Annotated in this window: 18 protein-coding genes; 16 read left to right on the top strand and 2 right to left on the bottom strand. The window is 43.2% G+C overall.

Going from position 1 to position 16,942, the window contains the following annotated elements:
• The first annotated feature begins 198 nt into the window (after positions 1 to 198).
• The 3 genes from JXR81_05080 (at position 199) to JXR81_05070 (ending at position 4,306) form a co-directional block, all read left to right on the top strand.
• Positions 199 to 2,496 (top strand): sodium-translocating pyrophosphatase, encoded by a 2,298-nt coding sequence (locus JXR81_05080; GenBank protein ID MBN2754223.1) that lies wholly within the window; start codon positions 199 to 201, stop codon positions 2,494 to 2,496.
• 119 nt (positions 2,497 to 2,615) lie between these two features.
• Positions 2,616 to 3,716, top strand: coding sequence for a redox-regulated ATPase YchF (gene ychF / locus JXR81_05075; GenBank protein MBN2754222.1), 1,101 nt, complete (start codon positions 2,616 to 2,618; stop codon positions 3,714 to 3,716).
• A gap of 32 nt (positions 3,717 to 3,748) precedes the next feature.
• Positions 3,749 to 4,306: a hypothetical protein gene (locus JXR81_05070; protein MBN2754221.1), complete on the top strand. Its 558-nt coding sequence runs from the start codon at positions 3,749 to 3,751 to the stop codon at positions 4,304 to 4,306.
• A 100-nt stretch (positions 4,307 to 4,406) separates the two neighbouring features.
• Here the strand turns inward: JXR81_05070 and JXR81_05065 are convergent, their stop codons facing one another.
• Positions 4,407 to 4,877, bottom strand: a complete 471-nt coding sequence (locus tag JXR81_05065) for a hypothetical protein (GenBank protein ID MBN2754220.1) — start codon at positions 4,875 to 4,877, stop codon at positions 4,407 to 4,409.
• Between the two features lie 49 nt (positions 4,878 to 4,926).
• Between JXR81_05065 and JXR81_05060 the strand changes: the two genes are divergently transcribed.
• The 10 genes from JXR81_05060 (at position 4,927) to JXR81_05015 (ending at position 13,564) form a co-directional block, all read left to right on the top strand.
• Complete coding sequence (locus JXR81_05060) at positions 4,927 to 6,063, top strand: hypothetical protein (GenBank protein MBN2754219.1); 1,137 nt, start codon at positions 4,927 to 4,929, stop codon at positions 6,061 to 6,063.
• Between the two features lie 247 nt (positions 6,064 to 6,310).
• Positions 6,311 to 6,709 (top strand): hypothetical protein, encoded by a 399-nt coding sequence (locus tag JXR81_05055; protein ID MBN2754218.1) that lies wholly within the window; start codon positions 6,311 to 6,313, stop codon positions 6,707 to 6,709.
• Between the two features lie 85 nt (positions 6,710 to 6,794).
• Entirely contained in the window at positions 6,795 to 7,286 is a 492-nt protein-coding gene (locus tag JXR81_05050; protein ID MBN2754217.1) for a hypothetical protein, read from the top strand.
• 89 nt (positions 7,287 to 7,375) lie between these two features.
• Complete coding sequence (aspS, locus tag JXR81_05045) at positions 7,376 to 9,139, top strand: aspartate--tRNA ligase (protein ID MBN2754216.1); 1,764 nt, start codon at positions 7,376 to 7,378, stop codon at positions 9,137 to 9,139.
• 162 nt (positions 9,140 to 9,301) lie between these two features.
• Positions 9,302 to 10,012: a hypothetical protein gene (locus JXR81_05040; protein MBN2754215.1), complete on the top strand. Its 711-nt coding sequence runs from the start codon at positions 9,302 to 9,304 to the stop codon at positions 10,010 to 10,012.
• Positions 10,013 to 10,014: 2 nt separating this feature from the next.
• Positions 10,015 to 10,377 carry a hypothetical protein gene (locus tag JXR81_05035; protein MBN2754214.1) on the top strand — a complete coding sequence of 121 codons (363 nt, stop codon included), beginning with the start codon at positions 10,015 to 10,017 and terminating at the stop codon, positions 10,375 to 10,377.
• A gap of 12 nt (positions 10,378 to 10,389) precedes the next feature.
• The gene (locus JXR81_05030) at positions 10,390 to 10,827 is read left to right on the top strand and encodes a LysM peptidoglycan-binding domain-containing protein (protein MBN2754213.1); all 438 of its coding nucleotides are present in this window, start codon (positions 10,390 to 10,392) and stop codon (positions 10,825 to 10,827) included.
• 60 nt (positions 10,828 to 10,887) lie between these two features.
• Positions 10,888 to 11,838 (top strand): PhoH family protein, encoded by a 951-nt coding sequence (locus tag JXR81_05025; GenBank protein MBN2754212.1) that lies wholly within the window; start codon positions 10,888 to 10,890, stop codon positions 11,836 to 11,838.
• Positions 11,828 to 12,247: an rRNA maturation RNase YbeY gene (ybeY, locus tag JXR81_05020; GenBank protein MBN2754211.1), complete on the top strand. Its 420-nt coding sequence runs from the start codon at positions 11,828 to 11,830 to the stop codon at positions 12,245 to 12,247. The genes JXR81_05025 and ybeY overlap by 11 nt, the downstream gene beginning before the upstream one ends.
• Positions 12,248 to 13,564 carry an HlyC/CorC family transporter gene (locus JXR81_05015; GenBank protein ID MBN2754210.1) on the top strand — a complete coding sequence of 439 codons (1,317 nt, stop codon included), beginning with the start codon at positions 12,248 to 12,250 and terminating at the stop codon, positions 13,562 to 13,564.
• 3 nt (positions 13,565 to 13,567) lie between these two features.
• Here the strand turns inward: JXR81_05015 and JXR81_05010 are convergent, their stop codons facing one another.
• Positions 13,568 to 14,050, bottom strand: a complete 483-nt coding sequence (locus JXR81_05010; GenBank protein ID MBN2754209.1) for a DUF456 domain-containing protein — start codon at positions 14,048 to 14,050, stop codon at positions 13,568 to 13,570.
• Positions 14,051 to 14,151: 101 nt separating this feature from the next.
• Here JXR81_05010 and JXR81_05005 point away from each other — a divergent pair, with 101 nt between their 5' ends.
• From JXR81_05005 to JXR81_04995, 3 genes are all read left to right on the top strand, one after another.
• A complete protein-coding gene (locus JXR81_05005) occupies positions 14,152 to 15,411 on the top strand; it encodes a TolC family protein (protein MBN2754208.1) in 1,260 nt (419 codons plus the stop codon).
• Entirely contained in the window at positions 15,404 to 16,369 is a 966-nt protein-coding gene (locus tag JXR81_05000) for an efflux RND transporter periplasmic adaptor subunit (protein MBN2754207.1), read from the top strand. Before JXR81_05005 ends, JXR81_05000 begins: the two co-directional genes overlap by 8 nt.
• A gap of 3 nt (positions 16,370 to 16,372) precedes the next feature.
• On the top strand, positions 16,373 to 16,942 hold a 570-nt coding region (locus JXR81_04995; GenBank protein MBN2754206.1), incomplete at its 3' end, for an ABC transporter ATP-binding protein.

Genomic DNA, 16,942 nt, shown 5'->3' with positions numbered 1-16,942 from the left:
TAACCGGGGATTCTTGGCAGGCTGTACTTTGAAAACCGGACATTTCTATTTTGCAGAAAATAGGACATTTCTATTTTGCGTTGACATCTTCATAAAAACCCCTTTACAAAATCAATTTTTTCTGTAAAATACTCCGAAAGTGTTTTTCTGCGCTAAAACTGTGTTTTATAAACACTATACTTCATGAAGGAGGAACAGATGGAAAACATCGCACTAAGCCCGTTGACAGGTTCAGAACTCAACATGATCTGGATCATCTGGGGCATCGCTCTTGTGGCAATTGTGTACGGATTTATTCTTATGAAAGAAATTACTGCAAAAGATTCAGGAACAGCCAAAATGATCGAAATCAATAACGCGATCATGGAAGGCGCAAACGCGTATCTTGCAAGGCAGTTTAAGACAGTTGCATTACTTGTTGTAGTTCTGGCAGTGGTTCTTTATTTCACAGGTACTGCGGCAGACCCGGCGGTAAACCTCGGAAGGGCAATTGCTTTTGTACTTGGTGCAACAGCATCGGCTCTTACAGGATTCATGGGAATGAGAATGGCAGTAAAAGGAAACGTAAGGGTTGCAGCGGCATCTTTAAAAGGCAAAGTGGAAGCGCTTACAATCGCGTTCAGGACAGGCGCTATTGCAGGTATGTTCACAATCGGACTTGGCCTTCTTGGCGCGACAACAATATTCCTTATCTATAAAGAAAACCTTTCCGAAGTCCTTGTAGGATTCGGCTTCGGCGGATGCTTGCTTGCCATGTTCATGAGGGTAGGCGGCGGAATATACACAAAGGCAGCTGACGTTGGTGCTGACCTTGTAGGTAAAGTAGAAAAGAACATACCTGAAGACGATCCCAGGAACGCGGCTACAATCGCGGACAACGTTGGCGACAACGTAGGCGATTGCGCGGGTATGGCAGCAGACATATTTGAATCATACGAAGTAACTCTTGTTGCTTCCATGGTTCTTGGCGCCACAGTATTCGGAAACATGGGTGTTATTTTCCCGCTTCTTCTCCGCGCTGTCGGTGTTATCACTTCAATCATCGGAACATATTTTGTAAGGGCAAAAAATGACAACGAACCGGCTATGAGGCCTATCAACAGGGGCTTTATGGTTTCTTCAGTTCTTTCAATCATCGGTTTCGCAGTGCTTACAATAATGTATGTACAGGGAAGCATCTTTAACATCATGTCCACGGACGCAAAGTGGGCAAATGTTCTTGTGGCAAACCCGAACGCCCATATAGTCCTGGCGTGGAAGCTTTTTGGAATCACCACAATCGGTATCTTCCTGTCATTTGCTATTTCCGCAATGACGGAATACTTTACTTCAACAGAAACCAAACCTGTTCAGGAAATCGCGAAAGCGACCCTTACAGGCCCTGCAACAACAATCCTTTCCGGAACTGCTGAAGGAATGGAAAGCAGCGTATGGGCAATCCTTTCCATCGCTGTGGCAATTGCTTCTTCAATACTTGTATTCGCCATCAACCCGATAGGCGAAGGAATTCTTATTGTTGAACAGACACTTTACGGTGTATCCCTTCTTGGACTTGGTATGTTGACAATAACGGGTATCATTGTTGCTGAAGACACATACGGTCCTATTTCTGACAACGCTCAGGGCGTTGGCGAAATGGCAAAGCTTCCTGAAAAGGCGCGTAAGGTTCTTGATGAACTTGACGCTGTTGGTAATTCTACAAAGGCTATCACAAAAGGTTTTGCAATCGCGACTGCTGTTATCGCGGCTGTATCGCTTTTTGGTTCTTACAAAGAAATCACCGGAATGCATTACATTGACATAAGCAGCCCTATGGTTCTTATCGGATTGCTTGTCGGCGGCGCGGTACCGTTCCTGTTCAGCTCGCTTTTAATCAGGGCTGTTGGAAGGGCGGCGTTCCTTGTTGTTAATGAAGTGCGCAGGCAGTTTAAGGAAATTAAGGGCATTATGACAGGAAAGGCGAAACCGGAATACGGCAAAGTTGTTGACATCTGTACAACAGCGGCTTTAAAAGAACTTGTCGGACCGGGGCTTATCGCTCTTCTTATGCCTGTTATAGTTGGTTTCTTATTTAAGGCTGAAGGCCTTGGCGGATATCTGGCCGGCGTTATCGTTGTCGGACAGCTTCTTGCCGTGTACCTGTCCAATTCGGGCGGCGCATGGGACAATGCCAAGAAATTCATTGAACAGGGAAATTACGGCGGCAAAGGTTCCGATGCTCACAAAGCAGCGGTTATCGGCGACACAGTAGGCGACCCGTTCAAAGATACAGCAGGACCGGCGTTAAACCCGCTTATCAAGGTTATGAACCTTGTGGCTATCCTTATAGCGCCTCTTATCATCAAGAATCCCGGATATAACGCGGGAGTTATAGCAGTTGTTGTAATCTGCCTTGCAATTATCGGCACAGCCCTGTTCTTCTCCAAAAGGTCTGATGACAGCGGAGTAGCTGATGAAGTTGCAAAAGCGGTTAGCGGCAAAGGCAAAAAGAAATAAACGGGATTTATTTCCGTAAGTAATAGAAAAAGGGCCGGTGCAAACCGGCCCTTTTTCATTAACACGCATTTATACGCAAGTACGCCTGTTTTTTTGGCAGATTATCCGGAGGTATTATAATGGAAGTAGGAATAGTAGGGCTGCCCAATGTGGGAAAGTCCACAACGTTTAACGTACTTACAAAGACAAAAGGCGCCCAGGTTGCCAATTATGAATTCTGCACAATTGAACCCAATGTGGGGATAGTGGCGGTTCCGGACAAACGCCTTGATTTTTTATTTAACCTTTACAATGACGGGAAAACAAAACTGGTTCCCGCTACATTTAAATTTGTTGATATCGCCGGCCTTGTGAAAGGCGCAAGCAAAGGCGAAGGCCTTGGCAATAAATTTCTTGGCAACATAAGGGAAGTGGACGCTATAGCGCACGTGGTTAGGGTATTTACCGACCAGAATGTGGTGCGCACCACAGGTAAGCTTGACCCCATAGGCGACATTGAAACAATAGAAACAGAACTTATGCTTGCCGACCTTGAAAGCGTTACAAAAGGCTTTCAGAAATATGAAAGGGCTGCAAAATCCGGCAATGATAAAGAAGCGTTAAAGAAATTTGAAGCGCTTAGAAAAGTAAAAGACACTCTTGAAAAAGGCATGCCCGCGTCCTCGATAGGGCTTACACCGGAAGAAAGACTTCAGGTTAAAGAGCTTGGCCTTATGACTTTAAAGCCCATGTTATATGTCTTAAACACGGATGAGGACAAAATAGAAAACTTTGAAAAGAACTTTCCGGAATTAACCGATTACATAAAAAAGAGAAAAGCCGAATACGCGGTAATTTCCGCCAGGATAGAATCAGAAATGATGGAATTGGGCGAAGAAGAACGCGCGGACTACTTAAAAGAGCTTGGGTTTGAATATAAAGGTTTTGACGAATTTATCACGCATGCTTACAATCTGCTGGATTTAATAACGTTTTTCACGTCCGGTGCGGACGAATGCCGCGCCTGGCCTATTCTGCGCAATTCCAGGGCGGAAGAAGCTGCGGGCAAAATACACTCCGATATTCAAAGGGGATTTATACGCGCGGAAGTTATGAAGTTTGAAGAGTTTAAGGATGTAAAAGATGATTTAAAGATGAAAGAAAAAGGCCTTGTAAGAAGCGAAGGCAGGGATTACATAATGCAGGACGGGGACATAGTGTACTTTAAGTTTAATGTTTAGATTATGCGGTCTTGATTATTGCGGGAGGGCGGATGAATTTTGCGGTAAAAACCATAATCCCGGCAGTTTTAGCGGCGCTACTACTTAACGGATGCGCCGGCATTCCGGCCGGAGTTTATGAAACAAGCAGATATAAAAAGGGAAAAAGTTTTTATAAAACAGCCGTTATTCTTGTTACAAAAGCGGATGACAGTTATTATGTGCCTTCCGGCGGAGAAATAAACGGCATTAAATGGCTTATTAAAGACGGCCTTATAGAACAGAAAGTTTTTCCGGTTGTTTTAGAATACAAAAAAGGCATCAGAGACGCTGACCTGCTTATCCATGTTTCAATTCAGGAAATTAAATCACAGGGTTTGAATGTTTACTATTATTTTATGAGAGTGGGAAATGTAAAAGACGTAAATGCCAAGATGAAAGTGGAATTTATAGATGTAAAAACAAGGATGCCTGTGGCGGAAATAACCGTTGATAAAGGCATGCCTTCCGGGGAAAAATATCATTCTGATGCCATTAAAGGGCTGCTATCTGACGCGGCAAATGATATTATCAGCTATATTAAAAATTATATACAGGAATCCGGCGTTTAATTTCTGTGGTAATGAAATTTTTCGGTTAAGCCTGCAAAAAATTTCTTGAAATTTTCCCTTGAATTCATTATTAATCCGAATATAATTATAAAAATGGTCATTAAAGGGAAGTGCCCGCAATTACAGGAGGGTTTATGAAAAAAAAGCAATTGCTTGTGTTGTTATCCGTAATTTTTATTTTTGTTTTTATATCCTGCAGTAAAAAAGCAAGCCCAACCGCCCCTTCGGCCGAACCCACAGCCCCTACTGCTTCAGCTACTGTAACTGAAACTGCTTTGGGTACATTAACCGCAACCCCGACTGTTACAATTACAGAATCGGACGCAACTGTTACTGTTACATCAACCCTTCCGGAAAACACATGGACTGCTACGGCGACTTTAACCGCGACCGATATTATACTGTCCTCAACACCAAGCGTGACTGCCACGGCAACTTTAACCGCAACCGACATCATACTCTCCTCAACACCAAGCGCTACTGCCACGGCAACATTAACAGCAACCGATATCATACTTTCCTCAACGCCAAGCGCGACTGCCACGGTAACACGGACTGTCCCGGAAAACACCTATACTTTTACGGTGACACAGACAGCTACGGGGACTTTATCGGTTACAATGACAAATACACCGACTCTTACAGATACAATAGAAGAAACACCCACTTTAACAGCCACAATCACAATCACGCCCACTGCCACGGTAACCGTCACTTTGACGGCAACTCCTCTGCCTGTATGGGCTGATTTTGGGACAAATCCCGTAAGTTCAGATATGGGCGGCATGCCGGTTTTAAGAAATTACAGTTCGCAGTTCTACCTTTTATATATTGACGGCGCGCAGGGCGGAAAATTAAGCGCAAAGTATCATAATGGATTTAATTGGACCACGGCGGGCGACGGAATATCTTCTGATGCGGCTTCCTACCCAAGCATGGAATTAAGCTCCGGAGATATGTACTGTGCTTACGCGCAGCTTGGTAAAGTATACTTTAAAAGACGGCTTGCCACAACCTGGCAGGGGGAATATCAGATATCGGACGGCAATGCAAATTATCCGGATATTTTTGTTTACAGCAGCACAAGCCAGTATATCTCATATAGGGATGAATATGGGGCTGCCGCGGGGAAAGCTTCGCTTAAGACAGGGCAGGGAAGCGCATGGTCGCTTGTCGGCCTTTCGGGATTCAACACGGTTGCGGTAAAAGATACGGACGTTGTTGTAGCATCTGGCGAGGTGCCTTATGTGGCGTGCCAGGAAGAAACCGGAAATGTTCTTGGTAAAGTGGAAGTAATGACGTACAACGGCACGTCCTGGTCGCAGGTTGGCACCACAATTACCGCGCGCACCGGATGCAATATAGACATGGTATACGGCGGCGGTTATTTATACCTTGCTTACGCTGCTCCGCAGAGCCCTTATCCCGTACAGGTTATAAGGTCAAGCGGGGGGGCATGGTCGCCTGTGGGCGGAATTGTAAATAATGTAGAGGCAGCGGATATATCCCTTTCGTATGATATATATCAGGGAACTATTAATGTGGCCTTTACGGATGTTTCATCTTCCAATTCAGGCAAGGCGTTTGCATGGAACGGCACTTCATGGAACCAGATAGGCGGCATTTTCAACGATAATATAAGCACCAGCAGCGCAATTTTCCCGTCGTTAAATGTTTATAACGGAGTGCCGTATGTGGCATTTAAGGATACAGGTACACTGCATAACGGGAAGATTGTGACAAGGGTATACCGATAGATTAAATTTAAAATATCATTAATTATGATTAAAACACGGTATAAACTGCCGGTTTAACAAAAATAAAATAAGTTACTTTTTTATCTGCGGTTTCCGGGAAAGTCAGATATGAATTTTTATGCCTGCTTGCATTTTTTGATATGGGTTAATTATAATATCCATTTTAAAAATCAAACTTGACAAAATACTTTGGCTGTGTTTTCATATTAAAACGGGTAATTAAAACGGTCAATATGGAGGATTTTTTATGTATAAAAAATTATTTCTGCTTTTTATAGCGCTCTTGCTTATTGCTTTTATGGGCGTTGGATGTAAAGGAAAAAGGTCGGTAAGGGTTGTAATTGAACATCCTTACTGGTGGGAAGCTTATATGATTAAGGGGGATACCCTTACGCCTCATTTTTCGGACAATGAAACCAGAACTTATGACCTTGGCGACTATAAGTCCAAAATTACTGTTGAAGCATGGCAGATTGACACTAATCCAAATACCAAACAGGCAAGGCTTTACATAAAAATAATAGAAGATTATGCTCCGGGATTTTTGTATCTTGAATCATCGGAAATAAAAAATGAAATTTCAACGGAAGAGTATAATTTTCACATACAGGCAATGTATGATTTTGGCAGCAAGGATAACGAATAAGCTTAAAACCAACGCTAAAACGGGTTGACTATTGTTTTTTTTCGTGTTATTTTGGTTGTCAATTATTTAATTTCAGGAGGATTTTATGAAAAGACGCGCTGTCGCGCTGTTTCTTGCGCTTACTATTCTTTTTGTTCCGGCTTCCGCGATTTTCGCGGCAAATGATTATGTAATTGACGAAGTGGTAATTGAACCAAAAGACCCTATTTTGGCAACTGTTGTTGCTTTTGGACCCGGGCTTTTAGTCCACGGATGGGGGCAGTTTTACAGCGAAAATTATAAAATGGGGCTTTTATTTACCGGAATAGAGATATTATCAATAGGCGCAATGACCTTTGGATATATCCAGAATACTAACCCTGAAATGCTGCGCATTTACGGCGGCAATTTAGATGAAGTAAGAAGGGGCGGAGCCCTTGTATTTGCTTTTGGAATCGCGATGTTTCTTGGAACGTGGCTTGCGGATATAGTGCTTGCAGGGCCTGCCGCGGAACAGTACAACAAAGAACACAATCTGGAATTCAGGCTTCAGCAGGAATCTTACGCGCCGTCCCTGATGTATTCGTATAAATTCTGATTATTAACTGTAATTTAAAATAATAATAAAAGACGGACCCGCTGTAAGGCGGTGCCGTCTTTTCAATTTAAAAAGGAAGTGGATAAGCAATGATAAAAAGGTCGGTTTATTGCGGTGAAATTAACGAAAAGCAGATAGGGCAGCAGGTTTCCATAAACGCGTGGCTTGGAACAAGGCGCGACCACGGCGGAGTAATATTTTTTGATATGCGCGACAGGACGGGCATAGTACAGGTGGTCTTTGATCCGGAAGCGGACGCGGCTTTGCATGAAAATGCGCATAAATTAAGAAGTGAATTTGTGCTTGCGATAACAGGTAAAGTACGTTTAAGGCCGGAAGGCACACAGAACAAAAGGATTCCCACGGGAATGATAGAAGTGCTGGCGGAAAAACTTGAAGTGTTAAATGAATCCAAAAGCCTGCCTTTTATGATTGAAGACGACGCGGAAGTAAGCGAAGAGATACGCCTTCAGTACAGGTATCTTGATTTAAGAAGGCCCAAGATACAGAAGAACCTTATAATAAGGCACAAAGTGTGCGAAATTACGCGTAACTATCTTAACAACGCCGGATTTATTGAAGTAGAAACACCCATGCTTATAAAAAGCACCCCCGAAGGCGCAAGGGATTACCTTGTACCCAGCAGGGTGAATGAAGGTAAGTTCTTTGCTCTGCCCCAGTCGCCGCAGACCTTAAAACAGATTCTTATGGTATCGGGCCTGGATAAATACTATCAGATTGTAAAGTGTTTCAGGGATGAAGACTTAAGGGCTGACCGCCAGCCGGAATTCACGCAGATAGACCTTGAAATGTCTTTTGTGGATGAACAGGATGTTATGGATGTAACGGAAGGCATTGTGCAGAATGTTTTTAACGGAGTTAAAGGCACAAACTTAAGCGGCCACTTTACAAAAATGCCTTATGATGAAGCCATGGAAAAATACGGCAATGACAAACCGGACACCCGGTTTGAAATGCATTTGAAAACCGTGTCTGATATTTTTAAAGGGTCGGATTTTAAAGTGTTTGCCGGGGTAATTGAAAAAGGCGGCGTGGTAAAATCCATAAACTTTAAAGGCGCGGGAGAAAAGCTTTCAAGAAAAGAGATTGATGACCTTGTGGCTTACGCTCAGAAATGCGGCGCTTCCGGAATGGCGTGGATACGTTTTGCTGACAAACCGGAATCTCCCATTGTCAAATTCCTTGGCGATGACAGGATAGAAATGATAAAGAAAGAGATGAACGTGGAAAAAGGCGACATTACGTTCTTTATAGCCGATAAATTCGAGGCGGCCAATGACGTATTAAGCAGGGTAAGGCTTCACATAGGAAAAAAGTACGGCTTTATTGATGAGAATAAATTTAACTTTCTGTGGGTGACGGATTTCCCCATGTTCGCGTTTAATGAACAGGAAAACCGCCTTGATGCCAACCACCATCCCTTTACAACCGTGAAGGATGAAGACGCGCATCTGCTGGATACTGACCCTGTAAATTCAAAGGCAAAAGCGTATGACCTGATATTAAACGGCACAGAGATAGGCGGGGGAAGCATAAGGATTCACAGGCGCGACCTTCAGAGCAAAATTTTCACGCTGCTTAAAATAAACGAAGAAGACGCAAAGATGAAGTTCGGATTTCTGCTTGAAGCGCTTGAATACGGCGCGCCGCCTCACGGCGGGCTGGCATTGGGGCTGGACAGGCTTATTATGATACTTACCGGCAGCCAGTCAATAAGGGACGTTATTGCGTTTCCTAAAACCCAGAAAGCGCAGTGCCTTTTAACCGACGCTCCCGGAGAAGTGGACTTAAAACAGTTAAAAGAGCTTCACATAAAAATAGTTCAGGAATAAATACAGTTCCTTTAAACGGTTAAACAGGGGGCGCTTTTGGCGCCCCCTGTTTGTTTTTCCCGTTAAAATATGGCATTTACCTTATACCTCTTGACATATGCCTATATTATGTTAAGATTTTTATAGTTGGGTAATGTTATTAAAAAAGGGAAAAGGATTTTTATGAAAAAACTGTATGTTTTACTGGCTTTTTTTGTTTTTGCCTTAAACATACCGGCATATTCCGCCGGCGGCAGTACAGTTGACATAATTAACGAAAAAGTTCAGGAAAAGCTTGATGCCATAAAGAAAGCCGGCGATAAAGGCGGCGCTTTTGTTGAAGAAATAAAGATTGATAAATCAAAAGCAAAGCAGCAGGTTCAGGCAGCAGAGCCGGTAAATTATGAAATGGGCAATCTGGCGGCAATGAATATTGTAGGCGGCTTTTTTGAAGGCGCAATAGCAGGGGCCGGCTGCGGGCTTATAGGTTACGGGCAGACAAAAAACATGGACATAAACCCGCTTGTAAACGGGGCAATTATAGGCGCGGTTTCAGGCGCGGTTTTGGCATCGGTTCTTTCAATAGCGCAGGTACAGACAAAAAAGTATTACGCTTCAGATGATTATGGCATAAATACCGCGGTATGGACGCTGCTTGGAAGCGCCATAGGCGCATCCGGAGGAGCTTTGTCTTATGCTTCAACTAAACAGACGGAAAAGATTTCTGAAGGCGCGGGTTATGGCGCGGCAATAGGCGCGTTATCCGGAATAATATTATCCACTGTGGAATTTTTTATGCCGGAAAATTTAAGAGGCAAAGTATATAAAGGCCACGCAATAAGGCAGATACCCGTCAGTGACGGTTTTGCCATGGCTATTACGGCGGAGTATTAATCATGAAAAAAATGTTAATGATTCTTATTATTGCAGCCGTGTTTTGCCCGCTTGTATCCGCGGGTGAAATTGCCAATACTGTTGCTGTGGACACTTTAATAGGATTTTCCGCGGGAGCCGCTATCGGCGCGTTAACCGCTATTGCGCCTTATAGCGAAGGCAATAATATTGCGGTATTTGCGGCGGGCGGCGGAATAGGCGCGCTTGCAGGCGCGGGAGCGGGCCTTGCTTTTGGAATATGGCACGCGATTTACAACGCGCAGAATAAACCGCCGGAAAGAACCGGTAATTTACAACACGATTTTAATATAAGTTATGAAAATAAAGCTGACTATAATGGTATAAGGCTGACAAAATCATTTTGAGGAGGTAAGAGCATGAAGGTATTAAGACTTGCGGTTTTAGCGGTAATTGCATTTGCACTTGTTTTCACGGTAGGGTGCGCGGCTAAACAGACAGTTAAGCCCGACACAACAGACGCTATAGACACATCGGCGTCGGCGGATGTAGAAGAAGCTGCAATAGCAGTACCTACAGCAGTTCCTGTTCAGAAGTATGTTGTAAAAAAAGGCGATACTCTGTGGGATATTTCTTCAATGAACAGAATTTACACCGACAATTTCCAGTGGCCGCTTCTTTTTAAGGCAAACAGGGATCAGATTGAAGATCCGGATTTAATTGAAGTTGACCAGGAACTTATCGTTAAAAAGGACTGGAGCAAAGCTGAAGTTAATGACGCAAGGCAGAAAGCCATGGACACACCGCCTTTCAAGCCGCACACTTCTGCAAGGAAGACGCTGCCTTTAAGGTACTAATTTTTTTAAGCCTGAATCGGATGGCCAAAGTTGCTTGATTCAAAAAAGATAAATGTCAATATGCACAAAGAAGCGCTCTTTAACCTGTATGGGATTGCTGATGAGAATCTTAGGTTTATGGAAAGGCTTCTTGGCGTTGAAATAGTCGGCAGAAATGACGTGATTATTATCAACGGCAGAAGAAAAGACATAAGCCGCGCCGAACGCGTTATTGAAAGGTTAAAGAAATACGCGGAAGGCGGAAAAGCGGTTTCCAGATTACTGGTTGAAGAGACTGTTGAAAATGACAAAGCAGGCGGCAGGGAAATACCGTCAGAGCCCGAAATAAAGCATGCAAAAAGCACCGGGCTGCTTGTTTCAAGCAAAAGGGACCTTGTAAGGCCAAAGACAAAGAACCAGGAAAGTTATATACAGTCAATTTTTGACAATCAGATAGTATTTGGTATCGGGCCCGCGGGAACCGGCAAGACTTATCTTGCCACTGCCGCGGGCCTTTATTTTCTTCGGGAAAAACTGGTGGAAAGAATTGTGCTTGTACGTCCGGTGGTGGAAGCGGGGGAAAACCTTGGCTTTTTACCCGGGGATTTAAAAGAAAAGATAGACCCGTATTTAAGGCCGTTATTTGACGCTATTTATGACATGATAGAACCAAGGATATTCCACGAACTGGTGGAAAGCGAAATTATAGAAGTGGCCCCGCTGGCTTACATGAGGGGCAGGACTTTAAATAAGTCCTTTGTGATACTTGACGAGGCGCAGAACACAACTGTGGACCAGATGAAGATGTTTTTAACCAGGACAGGCAATGATTCCAAACTGGTTATTACCGGCGACGTCACGCAGATTGACCTGCCTGTGGGTAAAAAATCCGGGCTTATCCACGCGACAGAGATATTTCAGGGAATGCAGGATGTAAAATTTTCTTATTTCGGGACAGAAGATGTATCCAGGGCGGAAGTTGTTAAAAGGATTCTGGACGCCTACGAAAAGTACGATAAAAATGAAAAGTAATTCCGGGATAAAAGTCTTTTATAAAAAACAGATTAAAGCCGGATTTGATGTCCTAAATGCGGCTGAAAAGATTGCCTTGGCGGAAAAAAAGCCGGATATACAGGCGAATATAGTCTTTGTAAGCGACGCTTTTATTAAAGAAATGAACCTTAATTACCGGATGAAAAACAGTAAAACCGATGTTATATCTTTTGAAAACGGAAGCGGCGGCGATATTTATATTTCGGTTGATACCGCAAAGACAGACGCCGCGGAGCTTGGCATAACCTTAAGTGAGGAAATTTTAAGGCTTTTAATTCACGGCCTGCTTCATATAATGGGATATGACCACATCAAATATAACGACTATAAAAAGATGTATGTTAAGGAAAAAAAGTACCTTGAATTTTTCAAAAAAAAAGGAGTTTAAATGGAAATAGCAGCGCAGGTTCAGCTTTATATAATAATTCTGCTTTTTTTTGTTGCTGCCACTCTGTCAGTCGCGGAAACCGCGTTAATAGGCATGAGCAGGATAAAAATAATAGCGCACATTAAGAATAATCACCCCAAGGCAAAATATTTAAAAGTTTGGATGGCAGACCCCAATAAACTGCTGGCCACGCTTTCCATATGCGTAAACGCTGTGGCTATCACCACTTCCACCATCGGCGCTTTTTTGTCAATGAAACTCTCAGAGGCCACAGGCGTTGACGCGGCGCTGGTTGCAACCCTTACCGCCGGTTTAATAACATTTATAATAATAATATTCGGCGAAATCACGCCTAAAATTTTTGCCATTCACAATACCGAAAAACTTGGGCTTCTGCTTGTGGGGCCTATTGTTTTTTTATACAGGATACTGAAACCAATCACCGAACTTTTTGTGAAGATAAGCAACCTTACTATTAAAATACTGGGGGGCAAATCTTCTTCCAGCATACCTGTAATTTCCGGAAAAGATATTGATACTGTAATAGACGTCAGCATGGAAGCCGGAGTCATAAACGAACAGGAAAAATCCATGATGCAGAACATCCTTGAAATTAAGGACACCCAGGTGAAACATATAATGGTGCCCAGGACAAAAATGGTGGGTATTGATATAACATGGGATGTGGATAAAATAATTGATGTTATTGTTGAAGACGGGTATTCACGTGTGCCTGTCTTTAAGGAAAATTACGATAATATTGTGGGTATAGTTTATGTTAAAGACATGCTTACCATGATTAAAAACCGCGGGCTAATAATTTTTCACGACCTTATAAGAATGCCTTATTTTGTCCCGGAATCAAAAAACATAGGCGAACTTTTTAAGGAGTTTAAAAAGGGAAAGATGCACATGGCGATTGTTGTGGATGAATTCGGAGGAACTTCCGGGCTTATTACCATAGAGGATATACTTGAAGAAATAGTGGGGGAAATAAAGGATGAATATGACGTAGAAGAACCGCAGTTCAGAAAACTGGCGGAAAATTCATATGAAGTGGACGGGCTTGCCGAAATAACAAGGTTAAACAGGGATTTATCCATAGATATTCCGCTTGAAGAAGATGTAAATACCGTGGCCGGTTTTGTCATGGCGCTGTTTGGCAGGGTTCCCAAAAAAGGGGAAAAAGCCGATTTTGGAAATATTTCTTTTACGGTGCTTAAAAGCGACGCCAAGAAAGTGGAATTATTAAAAATGGATATCACGCCTCAAATAGCGGCGGCTGAAACCAAGGATGGCGAAGGGGCAAAAAGATAATTATCAGTTCTTAATAATTTCCAGTACAAAGAAAAACAGCATTATTAAAGTGGCGGAAAGTTTCAGGGCAATGCCCGCGATAAAACCCACAAAAGTGCCAAAAGAGACCTTAACTGATTTTAAGACTTCTTTTCCTGCAGAAATTTCCCCGATAAATGCACCGATAAAAGCGCCCAGCAGCATTCCCACGGGCGGTAACAGGAAAATTCCCGCAATAGTACCTGCCGCGGCTCCTATTATGGCACGCTTGCTGCCGCCAAACTGTTTCGCGCCCATTATGGAAAAAACATTGTCAAGTATGGATGCTGCAATGGTAAGAATACCCGCTACAATAAGGAAAGCGGTTGAAAATTCGCCGTACTTTGAAAAGTGAAGGAATAAAAGGCCCGCGTAAGCCAAAGGCGGCCCTATTAAGACCGGAACCACGCAACCGATAAGCGCCAATAACTGTAAGATAGAACCTGCAATTACAAATGTAATATCCATATGATTATTTTAATTTGATATGGTAATATTGTAAAGGTAATAATAAGTAAAGCGGATGGAACCGGGAAGCATACAAAAACGTCTAAATATTAAATAAATCAATGAAAGGTAATAATATGAAAAATAAAATATTCTGTTTTGTTCTTCTGTCTTTTCTGATTTTTCCTGCGTTGCTGCAGGCAGATGTTATTTCTTGGCAGCAGTGCGCGAAAAACGCGCTTGCAAACAGCGGGGATTTGGCCGCGGCAAAAGAGAAACTTAACAAGGCGCTGGCCGCAAAAAATTCTTCCATATCAAACATACTGCCTTCGGTAAACGCGGGCGCCGGATACAGCAGAAACGCCGGCGGTGAAGGGTATTCTTATAGTATATCCGGTTCGCAGGTTATTTTTCAGGGGTTAAGAAATATATTTTCCATACTTGCGTCAGACGCTTCGCTTATGGCTGCGCGCGCGGAATACGACACTGCTTCGGCGCTTGTACGACATAATTTAAAACTTGCGTATATAGAGGTTTCAAAACAGCAGGAAGCTGAAGGCATTACAGAAATTATAATGGAAAGAAGAAAGCAGCAGCTGGAACTTGTGGAGTTAAAATATAATTCCGGCAAAGAACACAGGGGCGCTTTCTTAAACGCGCAGGCTTCCATGGCCCAGTCGGAAGCGGATTACAGGCAGGCAAAAGACCTTCTGGTGCTGGCAAAGTTAAAACTGGCAAGGCAGATGGGGGCTGAATTAAACAGCGATTTTACCGTGGAACCGCAGGATGAAACTTTTATTACTGTTCAACTGCCGGACTTTAAGAATGAAGCGATGAATACATCGGACATAAAAAAATATCAGGCAAATCTTGAAGCGGCAAAACACAGGGTTGCTATTGCAAGGGCTCAGTTTCTGCCTTCGGTTTCGGCGTCCGCAAGTTATGGCAAGTCCGGGGACACCTGGCTTCCGCAGAATGAGAACTGGTCTCTTGGCGTAAATATAAGCCTTCCCATTCTGTCAGGCCTTGATAAATTATCATCGTTATCACAGGCAGAGTCTGACCTAAAGACCGCACAGATAGCCCTTGATGACGGAATCAAAGATATGGAGATTAAATTAAGGGAAAAATTTATAAACCTGCAGTCATCCGCGGATGAAGTAAATGTAAGGAAAAAATCCGCGTCCGCGATTGAAGAACGGGCGCAGATAGCGGATGCCCAATATCAGACAGGCCTTATGACATTTGACAACTGGGCTATGATACAGGATGACCTTGTAAATTCAAGAAAATCCATGCTTGCCGCCGCTGCTTCTTATCACGGAGCGTATTCACAGTGGCTTAATACAATAGGGAGGAAATTAGAAGATGAAGCTGAATAATAAAGGAAAAATTATAGCGGCGGCTGTTATTGTTATTATCATTGCCGGTTTTATCATTGTTAAAAAGCCTTTTAGCGGGAAAAAAGCGCCGCAAATGGCTGAAATATACCCTGAAATAAGGGATATATCGGTGATTATTTCCGCTACAGGCGCTGTTCAGCCGATGAACAGGCTGGAAATAAAACCGCCTATTGCTGGCAGGATAGAAAAGGTGCTTGTTAAAGAAGGCGATGTTGTATCAAAAGGAAAGGTGCTTGCGCTTATGAGTTCTTCTGAAAGGGCGGCATTGCTTGATGCCGCGCGCGCGCAGGGCGAAGACAACGTAAAGAAATGGGAGGAAATTTACAAGCCCATTTCTGTTATCGCCCCCATAAACGGTACTGTAATAGTAAGGGGGTCGGAACCGGGGCAGACTGTGGGTTCGGGCGATGCGGTATTTGTACTGTCTGACAGGCTTGTTATTAAAACTTCCGTGGATGAGACTGATGTGGGAAAAGTAAAAGTGGGGCAGAAAGCCGTGATAACGCTTGACGCTTATTCAGACACGGAAATTCCCGGCAGTGTTTATCACATAAGTTATGAATCAAGCGTAATGAATAACGTATCTATTTATGAAACTTTTGTGAAACCGGATAAGGTTCCTGATTTCTTCAGGTCGGGAATGACCGCCAATGTGAATATTATTAAATCTGAAAGTAAAGCAGCGCTGTCATTGCCTGTCAATGCCGTGAAAATAAAAGACGGCGTTTCCTTTGTAATGATAAAAAGCGGGGACAAACCCAAAAGAAAAGAGGTTGTAACGGGCATTGATGACGGTTCTTATATAGAAATAAAATCCGGGTTAACCGCCGAAGATACCGTTCTTACCGTTAAAAACGGATATACCGCGTATAATGATTCAAATAAAAACACCGGAACAAACCCCTTTATGCCGAAACGCCCCGGCGCAAGGCGTTAAGATATGATATCTGTTAAGGGTATTTCAAAGATATACAAAACCGGAAAAATGGAATATCAGGCGTTAAATGACGTCACCATTGACATCAAAAGGGGTGAATTTGTAGCAATTATGGGGCCTTCCGGTTCCGGTAAGTCCACTTTAATGCACCTTCTTGGATTTCTTGATAAGCCGGATTCGGGTTCATATCTGCTTGAAGGCAATGAGACCGCGGGGTTAACCGATGAAGAATACGCCCGGTTAAGGCAGAATAAAATTGGTTTTGTATTTCAGCAGTTTCACCTGCTGCCCAGAAGCAGCGCTGAGGAAAATGTGGCAATGCCGCTTGTTTATTCCGGAAAAAAAATATTTGAACACAGGGCAAAAGAGCTGCTTGAAAGTGTGGGGCTGGGGACAAAACTTAAAAATCTGCCGGGTGAAATGTCCGGCGGCGAAAAACAAAGGGCGGCAATAGCACGCGCGCTGATTAATGACCCGGAAATTATTTTCGCGGATGAACCCACGGGCAACCTTGATTCCAAAAGCGAAAAAGAGATAATGGAAATATTTACCGTGCTTAATAACCAGGGTAAG

The organism is Candidatus Goldiibacteriota bacterium, from assembly GCA_016937715.1.
Lineage (GTDB): Bacteria > Oederibacteriota > PGYV01 > PGYV01 > PGYV01 > PGYV01.
The sequence above is the reverse complement of the archived record's forward strand: the minus strand, read 5'-3'. Positions and strand labels throughout refer to the sequence as shown.